Annotated in this window: 19 protein-coding genes and 1 riboswitch; all 19 genes read left to right on the top strand. The window is 37.8% G+C overall.

What is annotated here, in order from left to right:
• The first annotated feature begins 64 nt into the window (after window positions 1–64).
• The 19 genes from lspA to GMJ66_RS05800 all read left to right on the top strand — a co-directional run bounded on the left by lspA (window position 65) and on the right by GMJ66_RS05800 (window position 20,617).
• Entirely contained in the window at window positions 65–541 is a 477-nt protein-coding gene (lspA, locus tag GMJ66_RS05890) for a signal peptidase II (protein WP_231514828.1), read from the top strand.
• Between the two features lie 73 nt (window positions 542–614).
• A complete protein-coding gene (locus GMJ66_RS05885; protein ID WP_156289407.1) occupies window positions 615–1,874 on the top strand; it encodes a multidrug effflux MFS transporter in 1,260 nt (419 codons plus the stop codon).
• 1,964 nt (window positions 1,875–3,838) lie between these two features.
• Window positions 3,839–4,570, top strand: a complete 732-nt coding sequence (gene cpaB / locus GMJ66_RS05880; RefSeq protein ID WP_156289406.1) for a Flp pilus assembly protein CpaB — start codon at window positions 3,839–3,841, stop codon at window positions 4,568–4,570.
• Between the two features lie 41 nt (window positions 4,571–4,611).
• Entirely contained in the window at window positions 4,612–5,763 is a 1,152-nt protein-coding gene (locus tag GMJ66_RS05875) for an AAA family ATPase (protein WP_156289405.1), read from the top strand.
• 13 nt (window positions 5,764–5,776) lie between these two features.
• Window positions 5,777–7,123 (top strand): CpaF family protein, encoded by a 1,347-nt coding sequence (locus GMJ66_RS05870; protein WP_156289404.1) that lies wholly within the window; start codon window positions 5,777–5,779, stop codon window positions 7,121–7,123.
• On the top strand, window positions 7,120–8,046 hold the full coding sequence (locus tag GMJ66_RS05865) for a type II secretion system F family protein (protein WP_156289403.1): 927 nt from the start codon (window positions 7,120–7,122) through the stop codon (window positions 8,044–8,046). Before GMJ66_RS05870 ends, GMJ66_RS05865 begins: the two co-directional genes overlap by 4 nt.
• Window positions 8,047–8,050: 4 nt before the next feature.
• Window positions 8,051–8,983, top strand: coding sequence for a type II secretion system F family protein (locus GMJ66_RS05860; RefSeq protein WP_156289402.1), 933 nt, complete (start codon window positions 8,051–8,053; stop codon window positions 8,981–8,983).
• Window positions 8,984–9,054: 71 nt separating this feature from the next.
• Window positions 9,055–9,258, top strand: coding sequence for a hypothetical protein (locus GMJ66_RS05855; protein WP_156289401.1), 204 nt, complete (start codon window positions 9,055–9,057; stop codon window positions 9,256–9,258).
• A gap of 39 nt (window positions 9,259–9,297) precedes the next feature.
• Window positions 9,298–10,734, top strand: a complete 1,437-nt coding sequence (locus GMJ66_RS05850; protein ID WP_156289400.1) for a vWA domain-containing protein — start codon at window positions 9,298–9,300, stop codon at window positions 10,732–10,734.
• Window positions 10,735–10,822: 88 nt separating this feature from the next.
• Window positions 10,823–12,259, top strand: a complete 1,437-nt coding sequence (locus GMJ66_RS05845; protein WP_197046616.1) for a VWA domain-containing protein — start codon at window positions 10,823–10,825, stop codon at window positions 12,257–12,259.
• Between the two features lie 58 nt (window positions 12,260–12,317).
• Entirely contained in the window at window positions 12,318–13,946 is a 1,629-nt protein-coding gene (locus GMJ66_RS05840; RefSeq protein ID WP_156289398.1) for an autotransporter outer membrane beta-barrel domain-containing protein, read from the top strand.
• Between the two features lie 95 nt (window positions 13,947–14,041).
• Window positions 14,042–14,617, top strand: a complete 576-nt coding sequence (locus GMJ66_RS05835; RefSeq protein ID WP_156289397.1) for a hypothetical protein — start codon at window positions 14,042–14,044, stop codon at window positions 14,615–14,617.
• 666 nt (window positions 14,618–15,283) lie between these two features.
• On the top strand, window positions 15,284–15,661 hold the full coding sequence (locus tag GMJ66_RS05830; protein ID WP_156289396.1) for a hypothetical protein: 378 nt from the start codon (window positions 15,284–15,286) through the stop codon (window positions 15,659–15,661).
• Window positions 15,654–16,325: a hypothetical protein gene (locus tag GMJ66_RS05825; RefSeq protein WP_156289395.1), complete on the top strand. Its 672-nt coding sequence runs from the start codon at window positions 15,654–15,656 to the stop codon at window positions 16,323–16,325. The genes GMJ66_RS05830 and GMJ66_RS05825 overlap by 8 nt, the downstream gene beginning before the upstream one ends.
• Complete coding sequence (locus tag GMJ66_RS05820) at window positions 16,322–16,756, top strand: DUF4234 domain-containing protein (protein WP_156289394.1); 435 nt, start codon at window positions 16,322–16,324, stop codon at window positions 16,754–16,756. The genes GMJ66_RS05825 and GMJ66_RS05820 overlap by 4 nt, the downstream gene beginning before the upstream one ends.
• Window positions 16,753–17,139 carry a TadE/TadG family type IV pilus assembly protein gene (locus GMJ66_RS05815; RefSeq protein WP_156289393.1) on the top strand — a complete coding sequence of 129 codons (387 nt, stop codon included), beginning with the start codon at window positions 16,753–16,755 and terminating at the stop codon, window positions 17,137–17,139. The genes GMJ66_RS05820 and GMJ66_RS05815 overlap by 4 nt, the downstream gene beginning before the upstream one ends.
• Complete coding sequence (locus GMJ66_RS05810) at window positions 17,136–17,777, top strand: hypothetical protein (protein ID WP_156289392.1); 642 nt, start codon at window positions 17,136–17,138, stop codon at window positions 17,775–17,777. Before GMJ66_RS05815 ends, GMJ66_RS05810 begins: the two co-directional genes overlap by 4 nt.
• 128 nt (window positions 17,778–17,905) lie before the next feature.
• Window positions 17,906–18,014: riboswitch (TPP riboswitch) on the top strand.
• Between the two features lie 75 nt (window positions 18,015–18,089).
• Window positions 18,090–19,172 (top strand): LuxE/PaaK family acyltransferase, encoded by a 1,083-nt coding sequence (locus tag GMJ66_RS05805; RefSeq protein ID WP_156289391.1) that lies wholly within the window; start codon window positions 18,090–18,092, stop codon window positions 19,170–19,172.
• Window positions 19,169–20,617 (top strand): acyl-CoA reductase, encoded by a 1,449-nt coding sequence (locus GMJ66_RS05800; RefSeq protein WP_156289390.1) that lies wholly within the window; start codon window positions 19,169–19,171, stop codon window positions 20,615–20,617. Before GMJ66_RS05805 ends, GMJ66_RS05800 begins: the two co-directional genes overlap by 4 nt.
• The last annotated feature ends 11 nt before the right edge of the window (window positions 20,618–20,628 follow it).

Raw genomic sequence — 20,628 nt, 5'->3', positions numbered from 1 at the left:
AAATTTAAGTCTAACTATTAAATTTAATTCATGATATGTTTAAAAATATAAAAGCAAAGAAAGTGTGATATGTATTCTTTTCTATCTTGTTGCTATGCTCGTTATTGTCATTGATCAACTATCTAAGTATTTGATTCGTGAAACTTTACATGTTGGAGATACGATAGAAGTTTGGGAAGGGGTATTACACTTTACCTATATACAAAATAGTGGTGCTGCCTTTGGATTATTTGAAGGGTATGGGCGTCTGTTTGTTCCAGTTGCAATGATAGTTACCGTTTTAAGTATGTATATGCTAAGGAAAGGACATATAAATGGAAAACTTTTAGTAATAGGGACCGGCCTTTTTGTTGGTGGTGCAATTGGAAATGCCATTGATCGAGTCTTGTTTAATCAAGTAACGGATTTTATTCATTTTACATATCGTCAAGGCATCCTTAATTTTGCGGATTATGCTCTTAGTTTTGGTGTGCTTTTGATATTGATTGATACACTAATCATGGATGTTATTAAAAAAAGAAAGTCTACTGATTTAAAATAATGGATTACTGTTCTCGTGTTTCCGTTTCAGTGTTTTTATCTAACTATCATGAATACAGTAGGGGGATATATCAGTGAATGATTCTTTAGAAAAGATTAATCATACAAAGGCTACAGCCTTACCATCCAAGCGATTGAAATTAGCTGCTTTGCTGGGGACATTAGCAGCTTTTGCTCCACTTTCCATTGATATGTACCTACCAGCTCTACCACACATTGCAGAGGAGCTCCATACGACTCCATCATTGGTGCAATTAAGCTTAACTTTTTTTATGCTTGGCTTAGCATTCGGACAGTTATTGGTAGGTCCACTTAGTGATGCACAAGGACGTCGTACTCCACTCCTTATCGGCCTAGCGATTTACAGTATAGCTTCTCTTTTATGTGCTTTTTCGCCAAACATTTGGGTCTTTATCACGTTACGGTTTATTCAAGGATTATCTGGAGCTGCCGGTATTGTCTTGTCTCGTGCTATTGTTCGAGATATCTATTCAGGTGTAGAGATGACAAAGTTTTTCTCTTTGTTAGCACTTGTTAATGGTGTCGCACCAATACTAGCACCCGTATTAGGAGCCTCTATCTTGCTTTTTGTACCATGGCAAGGGGTGTTTATCGTTTTAAGTGTAATAGGGGTAGTGATGGTACTTTTTGTCCTTTTTAGTTTGCCGGAAACACTGCAAAATGAATCACGGTCGGTAGGAGGAATGAAACAGACAGCCATCACATTTAAGCAACTTCTCTTCGACCGAAGTTTCATCGGCTTTGCACTAGCACAAGCTTTAGTAAGTGCTGTAATGTTCGCCTATATCGCTGGCTCATCCTTTGTTTTGCAAAATATGTATGGGACCTCTCCTCAAGTGTACAGTCTCATATTTGCCATGAACGGTGTTGGGATCGTTATTGCTAGTCAAATCACAGGCAGATTAGCTGGGCGGGTTAGCGTGACCAATCTTTTTGTTGTTGGAATTTCGATGGCCAGTTTTGGCTCCATTGCCCTTCTTATTTTACTGTTACTGAATGCCGGATTATCCTTCATTTTAGTCCCATTGTTTCTTGCGGTATCCAGTGTTGGGATTGTAAGTACGACTGGAAATTCCCTAGCCTTAGAAAATCAAGGCAAGATTGCAGGAAGTGCTTCGGCATTACTCGGCTTATTACAGTTTCTATTTGGGGGAATGGTTGCCCCACTAACAGGTTTAGGAACCAATCCTGCCATATCCATGGGAATCGTGATGACCCTGGCGAGTATTGCGGCGGTTCTGTCGTTTGCTATACTCGTTAGACGAAGAAAGCAGATGGAACTAAACGAAGATTCTAAGTCGGAATCGATGTAAGGGGAAGACTACCAATGATGTTGAATCATATTGGTGGTCTTTTTAAGAAAAAGGGTCAGTCTCCCGTTGCGTTAAAGTACTAGTCTGGTAGGGGAATGGCCCTTTTCTCCTTCAAATCCAGATGCGATTATTATTGCAGTGTTAACTTTCCTCTTTGCATTATTATTCCTATTTATTTCTCCTGTTATGTTAATTAAAGCCGAAAGGAAATGGATGAGATTATGAATGAAAAGTAATCGGTTTTAGTGGAGGTATATATATTTCAGTTTAGAGGCCTTAACCCAATGGACAGGTTCCTTGTCACATTGGATTGTAGATAGGAGTGGGGCGATGATGAACCAGTCCCTTTTGTCCCCTTGTTTTCATTGTTTACAACTTTACCTTTTTAAAATAAATTAGCGTATATATGTATAAAAAGAGAATGCTGCTATAACAACTTTATGAAGTACACTACAATTTTTACTGAAATAGGAAAAGTACAAGTAAGATTGGAATTTTTACGAATGATGAATATAAAGGAATGGATAACGTGAGTAATTTGTGGACAACAGGTTACTATGTTTTTTTATTACAACGCGGCAAATATAGACAAAATCCAGGAGGTCCCAGGCGTATTATCATAGTTCGGAAGTAATGGTGTGGGTATTGTTGATTAGTAAAAAACGCTCATTTTAGTACAAATTTTCCATTTTTTGTAGTTAATATTCTGTTTTCACATTATAATTAGACATTGAAGAAGATTTTGATGGGAGGAGTCTAATGAGTAGGAACTATGGATAGATGTTAATATACTTGTAAAGAAAATGTGAATCATTTTGAGGATAATTGGAAGGTAAGAAAGTACACTTTCAACACATTGTTCATTCCGTTGATTTTTGAGCAGAAAGTGCTAATACGTGAATTGCTTCTGCATTTTTTTCAGAATATTAAAGTATCTGCCTGTATCATTTTTATGTCAGCAGCTTGTATTTGAAGCTGGAGCTCATTCGTTATTGCAAGTACATAATTTTTCCGTTCAATTGAGCAGTAGTATTACCAAGTCTGAACTTAATGAATTTATACGTAATGATTTTACTGTTATACCCAGCATTGGACAGACCTTCAGAAAAAGCGAATATATTAGAAAAGCTTGCATTCACTCATCTTTTAGCGAATAGCCTGGTTTTTCTTACAATTCGGGCTTAAATATTTTACTATGCCCTAAACACTTCTTTGCTATAACTTTATACTATTCTAGTGTAAAAAACACCATCAAACATCACAACTATGATTCTACTAAATAATTGAATAAAATGAAGCTTGTATAAAATCTAAACAATCAGTGAGGGATGAAAAAAAATACTGATTGAAGACTCATTTTATTCCATATCATTAAATTTTATTTTTCCTGACTTTCAAAAAACAACGACATCATGATTTAATTTTGTTCATGGCATCATTCTGACGGGTGGCAGCAGGACTGTTACATAAATTGAACTTATCGCGTTATAAGTAATAACTATTTGTACGCCTGGCATTTTCGTTCCTGTTTTCGTAAGTCTAATTACGAAAGATTCAATATCAGTTTCATTCCAAAAAAGTATTGAATGTTTCTGGTGAATGTAATTTTAACACACAACTGCCGAGCATACCAGTGTTGTGAATCGGAAAAAGGCCATGATGTGAACAATTGGTGATGCTGTCTGAAAGATTCGTAAAGACAGTATTGGCAAAACAGCAATTTATGCCTATGAGCATGTAATGTCTTAAAAAACCATATGGAACTGCTTAAAAATGAAGGTTGGTGGCTCAAGATTGAAAGATTAGTCACTAAACTGCCCATATGCCCTTTTTTAGGTATAAAAATACAGCAGCCCAGTAATTAAGCAGAGCAGACAAATTTAATCATTTAAAAAGATTGTACTTATTCAGTAAGTAAAGGAAGGCGGCACAATTTTTGTGATGAAGAGTAAGGAGAAACGCGCATGATAGAGTCGAAAAAAAGAGCTGGAATATTTTTTATATTAGCATTTATATTAGCTTTAATTGCAGGATATCTCGTTTATGGGAAAGTCAAAGAACTTAATGCAGAATTGGGAGGGATGACGGAGGTTTATGTGGCTAATGGAGACATTCCTTCACGGGTTGTATTACAGGAAGATCAACTAGCCAAAATGGAGATTCCCAATAAATTTGTTACCGACTCACACATCACGGATTTTTCGGAAGTTCAAAATCGTGTCTCTGTTGTTCCTTTAAGTGAAGGGGATATTATTACGAATAATATGATAAAACCGGTTTCCAATTTAAATAACGAGGACCATCGATTAGTATCGATTCACCGAAAGGAAAATGTTCAATTTGATCAAGTCATTGAGGCGTTGGATCGAGTGGATATTATTGTTTCTTCTGATGAAGAAACCGAAACCTTTTTAACAGATGTTCCAGTCGTTTACGCACAGGGAACAAATGACAACTTTTCAGGGATTGCAGTGGAATTATCTACTAAAGATGCTGAGAGATTAATACATCAGCAAAACTATGCTGATTACATTCGTATATTAAAGGCGAATGTTGGAAAAGGAGATACGATGATTACGGGAGAAGAGGAATCAGCAGAAGAGGGAGCATCAAACGAGGAAACAGAGCAGGTACCAGAAGAGGAAGTGACAAACGAAGAATCAGAGCAAGAACCAGAAGAACAAGATGCAGAGTAAAAATGTCTCTATATGGGAGAAAGTAATCAAGGAGAGAAATGATGAGTGATCCATTTGATATTTTAATTGTGAGTGAAGAAGATTCGATTACTACTCAAGTGCTAAATGCGATTGATCGGGATCAGAATAACGTGACGGTGATTGGATCTGATGATGTTTCGCGTGAAATTAATCGTCAAACAAGAGATTTTGTAATTTTTATCCTGGCAAATACAGACTATGTAGAGGAACAAGTTCAGTATGTTAAATCGATACATCCACCTACATATGTTATTTTCCTTGCAACAGTATCCGACATTGGTTTATTGCGAAATATTATGAGGGCTGGTGCAGAGGAATTTTTTATTCTGCCTGATGAACTAAGCTTATTTATTAGCCGTTTTCCTACGATGCAGAAAAATTATAGATTGCAACTGGATGCAGATAAAGAAAATGTTGTCGTATTTGGTCGGGGAAGAGGACAAATTCATGCATTTTACAGTGGAAAAGGTGGTACAGGTAAAACCGTTATTTCTTCTACTTATGCGCAAACGATAAAACTTGAATCAGCAGCAGAGGTGATCTTAATTGATTTAAACGTCCAATTTGGAGGGATTGAAACCATCATGTCTTTAGAGACGAACCGGTCCCTCATTGACTTGCAACCTGTTATTAACGAATTAAATGAAAGTCATATTCGTAATGTGTCCCAAACAGAGGAACATTCGAAATTGGAAGTGTTAATAAGTCCTGCAGATGCTGGGGTAGCGGAGGCAATTGATGCTGAATTTATTAGCCGATTACTCCGTGCATGCAGGCGTTCATTCGATTTTTGTGTCATCGATTTACCTGCGATTGTCAATGAGAATACCGTAGCGGCAATCGAAGAAGCGGATAAAATTTACTATGTACTACAACCCGATACTCCTTCTTTGAAAGTCTTGAAACATTTTGAAGAAGTAAGTGAACGACTTGGGATTGAGTTGAAATCCAGCATGGAAATCATTCTTAATAATATCTCAAAGGAAATGGAACTGAAAGAAAAGGATTTGAAAGATTTAGTGCGTTTTCCGATAACCGCCACGATTCGAAGAGATTTCAAACGATTGCAGACGTTTATTAACAAAGGAGATACCATTCGAAAAGCACAAAAGGAAAAGTTCATTCCTTTTGCGAAAGATATACGCAAATTTGCGAAGTCGGTATTGAGCTAGGAGGTGATTGCCAATGGCTTCTTTATTTGAACGACGTGTTAATCAAACATTAAAAACAAAGCCAGTAAGCAACGAACAGAATCAGTATATTGAAGAATTGGTAGAGCATTACAAAACCCGTTTGCTACGTGATACAAATTTAGAAGCTTTGACAAGTTTGAGTCAGGGTGAGATGAGATTAAAAATAGAACAATTAGTCTCACAATTTATGTCAGAGGAAAAAGTAGTTATACCGAGACAGGAAAAAGATTTACTTATCAGCAGTATACTGGATGAATCGGTTGGTTTTGGACCATTGGAGCCGCTTATTTCTGATGAATCGATTACAGAGATATTGATCAATGGGTATGATGAAGTTTATATTGAGCGCTTTGGGAAATTGGAACAAAGTAATATCTCTTTTCGCGATGATGCGCATGTAAGGCATGTTGTGGATCGAATTGTGGCACCGATTGGTAGAAGAATTGATGAAAGCTCACCAATGGTAGACGCTAGATTGCCGGATGGAAGCCGTGTGAATGCAGTTATTCCACCTGTCAGTCTTAATGGTACGCTTGTTTCCATTCGTAAGTTTCGAAAAGATCCGTTTCAAATGGATGATATGCTGCAATTTAACACATTGGATGAGCGGATGGCACTATTTGTACAAGCAGTGACAAAATCAAAATTGAATACATTAATATCAGGTGGTACAGGTTCAGGTAAGACAACACTACTAAATGTGTTAGCTGCAGATATACCTCATGGCGAGAGGGTTATTACAATTGAAGATTCAGCAGAACTAAGGCTTGACCGTCCAAATGTAATTGGTATGGAAGCCCGAACGGAAAATGTAGAAGGACAGGGGGAAATAACCATTCGACAACTTGTCCGAAATGCGTTACGAATGCGTCCGGACAGGATTATTGTTGGGGAAGTCCGCAGTGGAGAAGCATTTGATATGCTACAGGCCATGAATACCGGTCATGAAGGCTCGATTACAACCGTACACGCGAACTCAACAGATGATGCCCTAAGGCGTGTGGAGGCAATGGTCGTGATGGCAGGTCTGGAATTGCCTGCAAGAATTATACGTGAATATATTGTAGGTGCGCTAGATATTATAATTCAAGTTACACGGCTAACAGATGGTACAAGAAAGATTGTGGCTATCTCAGAGGTAGTACAGGATGAGGATGGGGAACATCGAATCAAAGAAATCTTCAGGTTTAAGCGGACAAATATGACAGAAAATGGTGACATAGAGGGATATTATACGCCGACCGGATATGTTCCCAACTGTTTAAGCAGATTAAATACATTTGGTCAGAATATCTCGGACTCTCTGTTCATACCGACAGAAGAGGAGGTACGTCTATGATTCCTACCATCATTACGATTTTAGCTACGTTTTGCTTTATTATCTTCCTGGCATATTGGCTGGATTACCGCAGAGCCAAACGTTCCTGGCGTAAGCAGGCAGAGGATTTCTATAAACCGGATCAGGAACGAAAAAGCTTTATTGTGTTATTGGGAGATCGATATGATCACACGGATACGGCTCAGCCAATGTTTAAAAAGCTGAAGCAGGCAAACATCCCATTTACACCTTCCGAGTTTATCGCGGCACAATTTGTCGCATTGATGGGCATGATTTTACTGCTCGTAAATATGTTTAACTTGAGATTACTGTTAAGTGCTTTTCTGTCACTGATTTTAGTTGAAGGTGGAAAACGAATTTTGTTTGCTGTTCGTAAAAATAAAATGCATGAAAGGTTAGTAGAACAGCTTCCTGAGATATGCAGAATTTTAGCGAACTCTACAAGGTCGGGGATGACATTAAATCAGGGGATTCAAATGGTTGCCCAGGAGATTGCTGCACCTGCAAAGACGGAATTCAAACAATTAGCACATGAACTGTCGTTGGGGATCCCTTTTGATATTGCGATTAAGAAAATGGAAAATCGAATTAGTAATAAAGAATTCAAACTTTTCGTTGCAACCGTATTAATCCAGAAAAAAGCTGGCGGAAATATTTCCTCTATTCTGGATGAAATGAGTCAAACATTAGAAGACCGGAAGCTGCTAAAACAGGAAATCAAAACAATGACAGCTGAACAACGCTATGTTGCCATTCTGGTTCCAATTATTCCTATTTTTCTTGTGCTAATGATGAATAACATAATTGATGGCTTTTTAGATCCTTTATTTACTGGAATTGGAATCCTATTACTACTATTTTTTATTCTTGGTACGGCTCTAACGTTCTGGTTAGTACGTAAAGTCACCAATATAAGGGTGTGAGCAGATGGATGGATTAATTGTATTATTTTTATTACTCATTCTCTTTTTCATTGGGTTAGGGCTAAAATATGGATACGAATATACGGTTTACATAAGTGATCTGAAGAAACGGGCGAAAGAAGATCATTATAGGGAAGATATCTTTGGAAAAAAACAAACACGGAAAGAAAAGCTATTAACGAGAGTATTCCATTTTGCCGATGATTTTTCAACCATTGGCCAGCGAATTAATTTTTACAGCGAAGATCATGATGTGGAAAAATGGTTAACAGAAGCGGGCCATCCCTATCGTTTAACAACGGAAAGGTTCCAGGGATTGAAAATATTTTTTATGATCATCGGTTTGATTATTGGTGGACTTGCCATGATATTTCGATTTCCTTTTGCTGAACTTACCGTGATTATTTATCCGATTGTTGGCTATCTGGCTGTCATTTTTTGGATAAAGTCAAAGGCAAAAAAACGTCAGGAGGAGCTAACCTATCAGTTACCGGATTTCCTGGATACAATGAGTGTTACGTTAAAAGCAGGTGTGAACCTGGATCAGGCACTGCGGGATATCGTTCCTTACTTTGAAGGCCCTGTTCAGGAAGAATTTGGCCGCTTTATTCAGGAAGTGCAAATGGGAGTGCCAAGAGCTTCCGCATACCGAATGTTATTGGAACGAAATACGAGTAAAGAATTTCAACTATTAATTAAAGCGCTAATTCAAGGGGGAAAACTGGGAATCCCCATTTCCAAAACGTTCCACCAGCAGTCCATCGAAATGAGGAAGTTAAAGAAGGAACTAATCAAAGAACAAGCCGCAAAAGCATCACCGAAAGTTACGTTAATCACGACATTTGTTGTGTTGCCATCTGCATTGGTTTTAATAGGTGGACTGATGGTGATGAATATGTTTAACCAAAACAGTAATATTTTTCAATTGTTTCAATAGGTACAGAAAACAATGGCTGTACTTAGTCATTTAAATAAAAAATAATAAAAATCAAAAGGAGAGGTTTTAAAATGGAAAAGTTAACAGGGTTTTATGTGAAGGTGTCGCAATGGCTGAACAATGAGAAAGGTGCACAATCATTGGAGTGGTTAGGGATAGCGGCTTTATTAATTTTAGTATTGGGAATTGTGTCTTCAGCGATTAGTGATCAGGAAAGTGGGATAACGGACATAATTACAAGTATTATTAGTAAAATTAAAGGAATGGTAGGTTAGTCGAATTACAGAGATTGCTGGCAGAGGAGGTTTACGTTGGTGAGGAAAATTGTAGTTTTTAGTGTGTTGTTCTTTATCCTTTTAGCGGGATGTTCTCAAGTACCAAATAACCAGGAAGAAACTTCAGAATCATTGGAAGCAGGAACTGTAATCACGCCTGACGATGATGAAAAACAAAAGGAACAAGATGAGTCTGAGGATCCTGATGAAGAAATAAACGAAACAGTTGTTTCCCAAGAGTTTGAAACAGACCCATTACCAACAACGGTAGAGGAACTGGCGGCATTAGAGCAAGGAAAATATGCTCGAAAAGTTTTTAATAATAAAGATGGGGCAGAACGGGAAGGTGCTGAGTTACTGGATTACCTGGGGGAAGATATGGCCGAAATAAGTAGTAATCCCAGTGATACAGAGCTTGAATATTTTTTTAGGGAAACATTAAAACTCGTCCAGGATGATTATGTTGGCGAAGAGGAAATTCTGAAAAATATAAAATTCCAATTATTAGGGAGCCCTGAAGTAGAGGATCCCAGGTATCAATTTAAAGAACAATTAAACATAGCAATTTTATTGGATGCATCTGGAAGTATGGCGGCGCAAATAGATGGTAAATCGAAAATGGCTGCAGCTAAAGAGACAATTACAGCTTTTATGGAAGAATTACCCGAAGAAACCAATGTTGCATTAAGAGTTTATGGACATAAAGGAACAGGAGCAGACAGTGATAAGGAATTATCCTGTAATAGTTCTGAGATTATTTATGGATATAGTCCCTATGAAAAGGAAGCATTTTCAGAGGCGTTGAATTCTGTTCAACCTGCAGGCTGGACACCAAATGGCTTAGCCTTATCCAAAGCACAAGAGGATTTAGCTGATTTTATTGGAGAAGAAAACACCAATATTGTGTACTTGGTAAGCGATGGTATTGAGACTTGTGAAACAGAGCCAGTGCAGGTAGCTAAGCAATTCTATGATTCTAATATTCAACCTATTATTAGTGTAATTGGCTTTGACGTTGATAGTGAAGGCCAGAATCATTTGAAGGAAATTGCGAATGCGGCAGAGGGTCTGTATCAAACCGTTCAGGATGAAGCTGAATTAGCGAATGAATTTAATAAAATTAATGAAATGGCTGAAGCATGGAAAGAGTGGAAAGAAAAAGGAATGCTAGAATTAGATTTGCAAGAGAAACAAAATGATATGGATATTTTTGGATTTGCCACTAGAGATGAAGCCAAACTGTTTGAAGAGCAATCGTCACTAAGATATATTTTTGAAGCATTACTCTCAACAGGTGAAATTTCACAAGAAACATTTCAACAATTGCAGGAGATAAATTCCAACTACCACAATGCCATGAGAACAGAAGTTGATAAGCTCCAGAGTAAGTTGGAAGAATGGAATAAAAATTCTTATAAAGAAGCATTACAGAAGTTGGAAGAGAAATATGAAGAAAACCAAACAAATAATAGTTAAATGATACCATTATATGATGTTATATTAATCAGCATTAACTTATTTTGGAATGAATTACAGAGATTTCTACCAAAGGAGGTTTACTTTGGTGAGGAAAATCGCAGTTTTTAGTGTCTTGTTCTTTATCCTTCCCGCGGGATGTTCCCAAGAGCCAAATAACCAAGAAGAAAATAAGGAATCATTGGAAGCTGGAACAGTGATTACGCCTGAGGATGATGAAACACAAAAGGAACAAGATGAGTCAGAAGTACCTGAGGAAGAAAAAAATGAAACAAGTTCTTCTAAAGAGTTTGAAACAGATCCATTACCATCAACGGTAGAGGAATTGGCGGCACTAGAACAAGGAAAATATGCTCGAAAAGTTTTTAATAATAAAGATGGAGCAGAACGAGAAGGACAGGAATTACTAGAATATCTTGGTGAAGACATGCCTGAGATAAGCAACAACCCTAGTGAGGAAGAGCTTCATTATTTTTATCGGGAAACCCTGAAATTGGTACAGGACGATTACGTGGGTGAGGAAGAAATTTTGAAAGAATTAAAATTCCAATTATTAGGCTCTCCTGAAATAGAAGACCCTAGATACCAATTTAAAGAACAATTAAATATAGCAATTTTATTGGATGCATCTGGAAGCATGGCGGCGCAAATAGATGGTAAATCGAAAATGGCTGCAGCAAAAGAGACGATTACAGCCTTTATGGAAGAATTACCCGAAGATACCAATGTGGCACTAAGAGTATATGGACATAAAGGAACAGGAGCAGACAGTGATAAGGAATTATCCTGCAATAGTTCTGATAAAATTTATGGGTTCGACTCTTATAAAGAAGATGCTTTTGCGAAGGCTTTGAATAGTGTTCAACCTGCCGGGTGGACACCAAATGGATTAGCTCTCTCCAAAGCGCAGGAAGATTTGGCAGAATTTAATGGAAAAGAAAACACCAATATTGTGTATTTGGTAAGTGATGGCATTGAGACATGTGAATCGGAGCCTGTGAAGGTAGCAGAGCAATTCTATGATTCCAATATTCAGCCAATCATTAATGTCATTGGTTATGATGTGGACAGTGAGGGACAGAATCATTTGAAAGAAATTGCAAATGCGGCAGAAGGACTCTATCAAACTGTAAAAGATGAAAATGAACTGGCAAACGAGTTTGATAAGATCAATGAAATGGCGGAAGCGTGGGAAAAGTGGAAAGAACAAGGCAAGCAAGAAATTGATCTTCAGGAAACACAAAACAGTCTCGATATTTTTGGTTATACCACAGAAAATTTAGTCAATCTAACACAAGAGGAAAGATCACTAGACTATATTTATCAAGCGTTGAAGTCAACAGAAGAAATTTCAAGAGAAACTTACTTCAGATTAATAGAGTTAAACGATGAATATCACGATTCAATGAGAGGTAAAGTTGAAGAGCTGGATAAAGAGCTAGAAGACTGGAATGAAAACGCCTATCAGGAAGCTATACAAAAGTTGGAAGAAAAATATGAGGGAAATCAAACAAATAACGGTTAATGGTAGAAGTACACGGAGGACATTTTAAGCTGTTATTCGTGTATGGAAAGGAGATGTCATGAAACAAAGAAAATACAATCGGCGTATTTCCATTGTATTAATCAGCATCATCCTGTTCTGGAATGTATTGCCTATAATGAGTGTGTCGGCGAGTTTTATCACTCCTGGTCAGCCGATTACACCAGGGGAATCCATCACTCCGGGAGAACCGATCACTGGTGGGGAGTTTATCACGCCGGGGGAAGTATATGAATATGGTGAATCCTATAATGATGGGTCTGCACCTGAGTCAGGCGACAGTTTCAACTCTGGAGAACCAATCATTGAAGGAAATCCTGGTACATTTGGTCAATTTATCACACCAAATGCTCCACCAACTTTTTCCACGATAGTTGGTGGTAATGCGATTCAACCAGGTAATAATGTGCAAAGTGGTAACCAGATTGATGCTGGAAATACAGGGGCTGGTGGGACTGCAGTAGAGCAAGGTCAATTTGGATCTGATGGAACGAATGTAGAAGGCGGACAGGCACTTAATGGTGGTAACAGTGGAAATGCAGGCAATGTCGATGAAAATGGCAATCCCATTAATGGCGGAAATAGTGATGCAAACGGAAACGCTGTGGGAGGCAACAATGCAGATTCCAATGGTAACATAATTAATGGCGGCAATGTGGATGGGTCTGGAGAAGGACTTGCCGGTGGAGATGCTGCGAATGGTAATGCAATAGAAGGAAGTGGATTGACTAGTAATGGAAATGCAACTCAAGGAAATGGTATCCAAGGCGGCAATGGTGCGAATAGTGATGCAGGCAAACCACCCTCTTTGTGGAATATCATTTTTAATTCAACAAAAGATAGCGATAATTTTATAGATACGGCTGTTAGTATTGCCAAAGATGCTAAAAAATATGTGCTGGGTTTTGCTGATGATGTTGCACAAGGTTTGATTGCAACGTATGCTGGTTTTGATTTTAGGCAGTTAGCAGACGGCAATTATGCTGTTTATGGGAAAGAAAGTTTAAACAGCTCCATTGGAAATTGGTTTTATGAAAGGTATAAATCCTATGATTATAGTGGAAGTAATGCGGAATTTGGCCCAAAAGTCCGACGCGTAGGTGAGGCTAGATACAACGCTTTTATGGAATCAAAGAAAATTGGTGGAAGCGGCGGTATGATGGGAACAGTAGCGAATGCTACCAAATCATCGCTAAATAGTTCTTGGAATGTAGCTTCCTCAAGCTTTTGGAAGCCGTCAAACATGATGAAATTAGGTGGACCGGTTGGAGTTGGATTAACTTCGGTGGGTTCGGTTTCAAAGCATTCCGATGGTTTTTCTGATTTTAGTGGGTTAGCATCGACGGATTTTGCCGCGTCTTTAACAACAGATGTTGGAATCGGCATAGCATCCACCGCTGTTGGAAGTGTAGCATCGAGTGCTGCTGCTGGTGCTGTGGCAGGTTCTGTTGTTCCGGGTTTAGGTACGATTATAGGGGCAGGATTTGGATTGTTTGCAGGTATAGCAACAACTACTCTAATCAATGGTACAGCAACCGGTAGAAGGTTAAAGTCAACTGTGACTAAAACCGTTAAGAAAGGTTATGACGGTATAGTTAATGGAGCAAAGGCGATAAAGGATGGCACATTATCAGGTTTTTCAAAACTAGGTAGTCTTTTTGGAGGATGATGCTATCCTCCTCTCCTTCTTTAAAATCTAAAAAGGTAAGCACTATATAATATTTAACTAAAAGAGAATCTATACAACGAAAGTTAGGTGCTTTTATGAAGAAAGAAGTAACTTTTAAAGAAAGTCGAATCATCGGAACTACCATTCTATTATTGGGTACAGGTTTTTTAACTAGTGCAATTCCCAAGGGGAGCATCCCATTATTTCTATTTAATTCGCTATTAGCTTTAATAGCTGGAGCATTATTTTATTATTTCTGGAAAACGACGAAACATAATAGCAAGCGGTATTTTTCGTTGTTATCATTTGTCATGTTAAATACCGCATCTATTCATTTAGCTATTCCATTATTACGGATTTACTATTTAACAACGACGTTTTGGGTTGGTGTTATTATGTTAACGATTATGCTTATTTTGCCCTATATATTTTCAAGAGAGATAGCATTTGGTATTCAACAGCCTAGTAAATCAAAGTTAGGAAAAATTTATTCGATTTATGTGGTATTAATTATTGGTTTTGGTACTGTAGCTTATATTGGATCATTATCTATTTCGACAGATATGATCGTGCTTGCAATATTTGCTTTTTTATTAGCCTTATTTTGCCTATTTATTGCTCCAGTAATGTTAATTAAGCCTAAAAAAATGAATGAGATTATGAATGAATAGTGTTTGTTGTGGTTTAGGAAAAAATGAAATGGTTAAAGGTCAGGTGCTTATATGAGTAAAGAAGTTTCGTTTAAAGAGAGTCAAATAATTAGAATAACTCTATTGTTGCTGGGTATGGGCTTTTTAGCAAGTGTGGTTCCCACAATTAGCCTCCCACTCTTCCTATTTAATGCTTTATTAGCTTTAATCGCAGGTGCATTATTTTATTATTTCTGGAAAACAACGAAACACCAAAGTAAGAGGTATTTTTCGTTGTTATCCTATGTCATGATAAATGTGCTTGCAATTTATTTTACGATACCTTTGTTGCGTATGTATTTTTTGACAATGACATTTTGGATCGGTGTTGTGATGTTAATCATTATGATAGTTTTACCTTATTTCTTTTCGAGATAAATAGCTTTTGGTGTTCAAAAGCCTAGAAAATCAAGATTAGGGAAGATTTATTCTATTTATTTGATATTAGTTTTTAGTTTTGGAGGAGCTGCGTACGCGGGATCATTATCTACTTCAAATCCAGATGCATTAGGTATTGCTATACTAGGATTTTGCTTAGATCTATTGTTTTTTTTCCTTGCTCCAATCATGTTAATTAAACCGTCCGAAGTAGATGAAATCAGGAATGAAAATATGAATCAAAAGTAATCGGTTTTAGTGGAGGGATATATGTTTCATTTTAGAGGGTTAATTCAAGCTATAGGTGTTAGTTTGGTTTTTATTATTTTCTACAATTTTATCATTGGTGTTTTCAATCTCCTGCCGGTTGAGTGGGTCGTTCTTTCCACTTTCTTTGTATCTTATGGAAGTGTTGGTATCCTTGCTCCGTTATGGAATAAACAAGCTCCATATACTGCTGCATTTTTCGCTGCTGTTGTGCTGTCAGTTATCAATTTAATGTTTTCAATGATCGTCCTCAGGATTCCGGTATTATTTGAACCAAATACGGTGAATGAAAATTTACTTTCAAGTACCGTCTTTTCATTGATAACTGCATTTTTGTTTATACAAATAAATAAAAGAATGGGACGAGAACACGATGATTAAAACAAGTTTTGAAATTTATAACAGATATCTGATAAAAATCATGATGATTAGTGTAATTATCGTCATTCCCTTAACCTTGTTTCTGTATTTTGCAACCATATATCTGTATGACTTTATGGAAGCAGATCAATATCCCAATTTATATATGTTGTTTTTCATCATCATCAATTTTATTTGTCTTATTCCGATGTATCGTAAATTAGCGGAAAGTGATTTAGAAGATGAAGAAGATCCTACTATATGGGAGTTAATCAAAGAATTTCTAAAACATTTTGGAATGGTGCTGTTTATTAGCGTTCCCCTATTTCTCATTGGTTTGATTGGGATGTCTCTGGCATTTATACCAACCGCTATTTGCGGTGCAATTATGCTTGTTTTTCCATTTGCTGTTCATTATTTGGATATTAAAAAAATGCTGACTGCAACAGGCAGCATTTTAAAAAGAGAAAATATATTTATTTTATTAGATTTGGCCATCGTCGTGTCAGCGCAGATTTTAATATATAGCTTAATCATGCAGGCCTTTGCCAATTTTGAAAATAGCTACTATGTTTACGGTATTACGAGAGCACTTGTGAATGCTACCGTATTCCCTTTATTAATTTTTTATCTTACACAGCGCTATACTGTTGAATTGAATGAACAAAGGACGGAAGCCAGATGACAGATAACATACAAACATTGAAAAAGAAAAACGTATGGTTAGTCATATTGCTATCCATCATTACAGTCGGTATTTATATTGGATATTGGTTTTTATCTGCAAAGTCATCGTTTCAATTAATCAATAAAAATAATTATATCCCATTTAAATGGTGGATGGTCGCAACTATCTATTTAAGTCTTTCCGTTATTCTCAGTCTAATTGGTGAATTCATATTATCCATTTATGGGTTATATATACTTGATTCCATTGACCTGATCTTTGCTTATTTTTTCCTTGGATTACTTTATTATTCTATTTTTCGTATAAAAGAATTATTGGAAAAGCACGATGATGAAATGAAAATGAACAAATATTTACTATTTTTCTTCCATATATGGTATATCCAATACAAAATAAATCAATCCATAAAAAGGGAGGGTGGCAAATGAAAAAGTTTAAAAATGAAAAAGGTGCAATAAGCATTGAGTTTTTAGGTATTTTGCCATTCTTTTTCATGTTCTTCCTTTTATTATGGCAGGTAGTTGCATCGGGATATGCCGTTCATACAGTTAAAATGGCTTCCAATGCAGGGGCGAAAACTTATGCAGCGACGACGGATATTAATGAAGCAAAGGATACCATTACCGATGCAATCGGAAGTTCATCGGTTATCGATTACCAGGGTATGAATGTGACGCTGCTGGATAGTAATGGTAAATTTGAACTCAATGTACAAGTAAGCCATTCTCTAATTTTTGTTCCTGATCAATGGAAACCCAGTACTTCTATTACTTTGGATGAAAAAGTAGTGAGTCAGGTGCTGGTAGAATGAGAAAGTCATTGGATGATGAGAGAGGGAATGCAGCAATCTACTTGATTTGGTTGTTAGGTATCGTTTCTATTATTTTTTTGATTGTCATCAATATCTCTAAAGTATATATTACAGGTGCCCAGTCTTCCAATGCTACAGAACAAGCTGCAATAGCTGGTACGTCCGTTATTGTAAGTGAAACAAAAACAGCGATAGAAAAATTTGATGCTAATCCACTATCCGATCTCACAAGAGCGCACCATAATATGAAATCAATGGGAGATGTGATAGAAGATCAAAAAGATTCATATGAGGATACCGGATTATCAGAAGACCAAGCATATATTAAGGCATTAAATCATGTTTTGCCTGAAGAAATAGATGCACATCCTTTATTAGAGAATACAATAAAAGAACATTTCATAAGTGTGGGTTTAAATAACAGAATCTATTCGACAGTAACTTCTATTATCGAGGAAAACCATGGGAATGCCGCAGATACGCAAGTAATACTGTCTGATGAAGATTGGCGGCTTGAAGTGGAATCATCCGTGGATTATAACAGTATCTCAGATCAAAAATACATTCCTGAAATAACAGAAAAAATAGAAGGGGAAGGTTTCGGGCCAACATTGGAATATTTAAGCAGGTTATACTAGATGTTACCAATGTCGTGGTAACAAACTTTACCGCAAACGGGCTTTATGCTAAAAAAGGGACTGACCCCAACAGCTTAGAAACCTATCTCTTGTTTTTTCACTATATTTTATGTAAACTACGTATAAAATTAAATTTATTCGGGGGCTGGTGGAAACCGGCTGAGATTGCAACTATTCCGTTGCTGACCGTAGAACCTGTTGGATAATGCCAGCGTAGGGAATGTGATTAGTGATCCTAAGAGCACTTTGCGTTAGCATGTGCTCTTTTTTATTGTTCCAAATTCAGATTTACATGAGAGGATATGAGGAAAATTGACACAAGAAATAGTAAACAGCGTCCTTCAGTTTATAGACCATGGAGATACCTCAGATGAAGCATTTAACGAGCAAGCACTGCGTTTGTTCCGTTATCAATACAAGCATAACCTTCCATTCCAAATGTTTTGTCGCCAAAAAGGGAAAACCCCAAGAATGGTGAAAACGTGGAAGGATATACCGGCAGTACCGATTAATGGGTTTAAAGAACTCACCCTTAGTTCGAGTGATCCGGAAACGGCTGAAGATGTATTTATGACAAGTGGTACAACTAAAGGGATAAGAGGCAAGCATTATCATCCCACTTTAACAGTCTATGATCGATCCATGTACGTAAATTTTAAAGAGCGTTTTATGAATGGAAAAGACAGGATGAAAATGGGAATTTTATATCCAACAGAAGAAGAAATGCCGAATTCTTCCTTATCTCATTATCTTGCATTGGCTTTCAAAGAATTTGGGTCAAAGGACAGTCAGTACTTTGTCAGTAATGATGGATTGCTGGTCGAACCATTATTGAAGGAATTAGAACATGCTGAAAAGAGTGGCGAACCGTTGGCACTTTTAGGTGCATCCTTTAGCTTTGTCCATCTGTTCGAAGCAATGCAAACGCGAGGAATCTCTTTTCAATTACCAAAAGGAAGCAGGATTTTGGATACTGGGGGATTTAAAAATAAATCCAAGGAATTAGATTTGGAAACCTTTTATTCAAAGCTGTATGAGTTATTGGGTGTCGATCCAGCAAACTGTATTAATATGTATGGAATGACGGAGCTTAGTACCCAATTTTATGATTCCGGCAATGACATTGTTCCTTCGGTTAAATCCGGTCCACACTGGATTCGGACAAGGGTGATTAATCCACTGACCGGAGAAGAGGTAGTGAAAGGGGAACGCGGTGTTCTTGTTCACTGTGATTTGGCCAATTTCAACTCGGTGACAACGATTTTAACGGAGGATGTAGGCAAGGAAAAAGCAGAAGGATTTCTGTTATTAGGAAGGGTTCAAGGGGCGGAAGCAAAAGGTTGCTCCATCGCTGTTGATGAATTCCTTCAAGCTGCAAAGGGGTCTTCACGATGAAGGAAAAGGCAGGGTATCTCCCAAATATCGGGGAGGAATTGGCATATAAAACCGTCACATTTGCAGGAAAACAGGAAAACCTGGAAGTTGAGCTTCCATTACTAACACAAGAACAGACTAATCTGGTTTTGGAAAATGTAAGGAAGGCAAGCTCTGATGTCTTAAAATCAATGACCATTTCCGAAATTGTCCAAGTTATCGATGCAGTCATCGAACAGCTGCTGGATAGGACTAATTATTATCGCCAAAAAGCAGAACGGCTGTTACCCATCATTACAGGGTATGATGAAGAAGTGATTCGAACAGGGTTAACTACTTTTTTAAAGATATTTCGCAAACATCATTTGCAGCGGTTCCTTGTGGAAGACTTCGGAAATCCGCTGATTCTTGACGATTTTCAGCCCCGAACAAAACGAGGCTTTTCCAAAGCAGTTGGTCCTGATGTAACGGTTCAAATATGGTCCGGGAATGTCCCAGCGCTTCCATTATGGAGCTTGATTTCCAGTCTGATGGTGAAATCAGGTAGTATCGGGAAAGTTCCCAGTGCCGAACCACTATTTGCAGGTTGGTTTGCCCAAATGCTGGTCGACGTCGAACCGAAGCTTGCTGATTGCCTGGCGGTAGTTTGGTGGAAGGGCGGCGATGAAGAGAGGGAGCGGCACCTGTTTAAACAAGCCGATGTTGTGCTTGCCTATGGTGGAAATGAATCGCTGGAATCAATCAAAAGTCGTGTTCCGATAACTACCCGTTTTCTTCCATTTGGGCATAAAATCAGCTTTGGCATTGTCTCAAGCATGAGTCTTGACTCTCGGAAAGCCATAAAGACCGTTCATCAGGCTGCGAATGACGTCATTCGCTATGATCAGCAGGGTTGTTATTCCCCGCATGTGTTTTACGTACAAAAAGGCGGAAATGTTTCGCCAAGAGAATTTGCCCAATTGTTAGCCCATGAATTGGAGGCTTTTGAAAAAAGGTATCCGCGCAGGTCCCTTTCCATGGAAGAAGGAGCGAGCTTGGCCGAGTGGAGACAAAAAGAAGAGCTTAGCATGTTGACCAATCATAACAAAGAAGTGTTAGGTGAAACAAATGGGGCCTGGACGGTCGTTTTTTCTGGAAACGAAGGGGAACTCGCACCGACTAGCTTAAATCGGACCATTAAAGTAATGGAAATAAATGATTTGGAAGATGTGGTCCCGTTTATAGAGCCTTATCGTTCGTATTTGCAAACGGTTGGCATTGCAGCGGCTCCAAGTGAACTTTTTGCCATTGCGAACGTATTGGCGAATGCTGGGGTGACAAGGATAACTGCGCTGGGTTCGATGAATTCCCCGGAGGCAGGCTGGCATCATGACGGGCGTTTCAACCTGTCTGATCTAGTTCATATGGTTGATATCGAACATAGTGCCGAGGATTATGCGGAAAGTTTCGCTTCTTACACAGATTAGGAGGTAACAGC

The sequence above is a fragment of the Oceanobacillus salinisoli genome (genome assembly GCF_009733865.1).
GTDB lineage: Bacteria > Bacillota > Bacilli > Bacillales > Amphibacillaceae > Oceanobacillus > Oceanobacillus salinisoli.
The sequence above is the reverse complement of the archived record's forward strand: the minus strand, read 5'-3'. Positions and strand labels throughout refer to the sequence as shown.

Coding starts and splice junctions, on each gene's coding strand:
- cpaB (WP_156289406.1), top strand. CDS start 3,839: ATGATAGAGTCGAAAAAAAGAGCTGGAATATTTTTTATATTAGCATTT.
- GMJ66_RS05875 (WP_156289405.1), top strand. CDS start 4,612: ATGAGTGATCCATTTGATATTTTAATTGTGAGTGAAGAAGATTCGATT.
- GMJ66_RS05870 (WP_156289404.1), top strand. CDS start 5,777: ATGGCTTCTTTATTTGAACGACGTGTTAATCAAACATTAAAAACAAAG.
- GMJ66_RS05865 (WP_156289403.1), top strand. CDS start 7,120: ATGATTCCTACCATCATTACGATTTTAGCTACGTTTTGCTTTATTATC.
- GMJ66_RS05860 (WP_156289402.1), top strand. CDS start 8,051: ATGGATGGATTAATTGTATTATTTTTATTACTCATTCTCTTTTTCATT.
- GMJ66_RS05855 (WP_156289401.1), top strand. CDS start 9,055: ATGGAAAAGTTAACAGGGTTTTATGTGAAGGTGTCGCAATGGCTGAAC.
- GMJ66_RS05840 (WP_156289398.1), top strand. CDS start 12,318: ATGAAACAAAGAAAATACAATCGGCGTATTTCCATTGTATTAATCAGC.
- GMJ66_RS05835 (WP_156289397.1), top strand. CDS start 14,042: ATGAAGAAAGAAGTAACTTTTAAAGAAAGTCGAATCATCGGAACTACC.
- GMJ66_RS05830 (WP_156289396.1), top strand. CDS start 15,284: ATGTTTCATTTTAGAGGGTTAATTCAAGCTATAGGTGTTAGTTTGGTT.
- GMJ66_RS05825 (WP_156289395.1), top strand. CDS start 15,654: ATGATTAAAACAAGTTTTGAAATTTATAACAGATATCTGATAAAAATC.
- GMJ66_RS05820 (WP_156289394.1), top strand. CDS start 16,322: ATGACAGATAACATACAAACATTGAAAAAGAAAAACGTATGGTTAGTC.
- GMJ66_RS05815 (WP_156289393.1), top strand. CDS start 16,753: ATGAAAAAGTTTAAAAATGAAAAAGGTGCAATAAGCATTGAGTTTTTA.
- GMJ66_RS05810 (WP_156289392.1), top strand. CDS start 17,136: ATGAGAAAGTCATTGGATGATGAGAGAGGGAATGCAGCAATCTACTTG.
- GMJ66_RS05800 (WP_156289390.1), top strand. CDS start 19,169: ATGAAGGAAAAGGCAGGGTATCTCCCAAATATCGGGGAGGAATTGGCA.